The following is a 1,221-nucleotide window of genomic DNA, read 5'->3' on the forward strand; positions in this document are numbered from 1 at the left end:
TATGGTCAAGCCGCACGGCGCATTAGTACGCGTTAGCTCAATGCATTGCTGCACTTCCACATCGCGCCTATCAACCACCTAGTCTTGATGGTGCCTTAAGGAGAATTAAATTCTCGGGAGATCTCATCTTGGGGCGTGCTTCCCGCTTAGATGCTTTCAGCGGTTATCACTTCCGTTCGTAGCTACCGGGCAATGCCATGGGCATGACAACCCGAACACCAGCGGAACGTCCACTCCGGTCCTCTCGTACTAGGAGCAGCCCCCCTCAAATCTCCAACGCCCACGACAGATAGGGACCGAACTGTCTCACGACGTTCTGAACCCAGCTCGCGTACCACTTTAAATGGCGAACAGCCATACCCTTGGGACCGGCTACAGCCCCAGGATGTGATGAGCCGACATCGAGGTGCCAAACACCGCCGTCGATATGAACTCTTGGGCGGTATCAGCCTGTTATCCCCGGAGTACCTTTTATCCGTTGAGCGATGGCCCTTCCATACAGAACCACCGGATCACTAAGACCTACTTTCGTACCTGCTTGATCCGTCGATCTTGCAGTCAAGCACGCTTATGCCTTTGCACACAGTGCGCGATGTCCGACCGCGCTGAGCGTACCTTCGTGCTCCTCCGTTACGCTTTGGGAGGAGACCGCCCCAGTCAAACTACCCACCATACACGGTCCCCGATCCGGATTACGGACCTAGGTTAGAACGTCAAGCACTTCAGGGTGGTATTTCAAGGTTGGCTCCACCAAGACTAGCGTCCTGGTTTCATAGCCTCCCACCTATCCTACACAGAAGAACTCAACGTTCAGTGTAAAGCTATAGTAAAGGTTCACGGGGTCTTTCCGTCTTGCCGCGGGAACGCTGCATCTTCACAGCGATTTCAATTTCACTGAGTCTCGGGTGGAGACAGCGCCGCTGTCGTTACGCCATTCGTGCAGGTCGGAACTTACCCGACAAGGAATTTCGCTACCTTAGGACCGTTATAGTTACGGCCGCCGTTTACTGGGGCTTCGATCAAGAGCTTCGCCTTGCGGCTGACCCCATCAATTAACCTTCCAGCACCGGGCAGGCGTCACACCCTATACGTCCACTTTCGTGTTTGCAGAGTGCTGTGTTTTTGATAAACAGTCGCAGCGGCCAGGTTACTGCGACCCATCAGTGCTCAGTCACGCATGTGACCACACCGGTGGGCGCACCTTCTCCCGAAGTTACGGTG

Annotated in this window: 1 rRNA gene; it reads right to left on the reverse strand. The window is 54.7% G+C overall.

The features are described from left to right. Position 1: 1 nt before the first annotated feature. Positions 2–1,221 (reverse strand): 23S ribosomal RNA (locus QQJ96_RS23455); the annotation flags it as partial.

Source organism: Dyella flagellata (assembly GCF_030160275.1).
GTDB lineage: Bacteria > Pseudomonadota > Gammaproteobacteria > Xanthomonadales > Rhodanobacteraceae > Dyella_B > Dyella_B flagellata.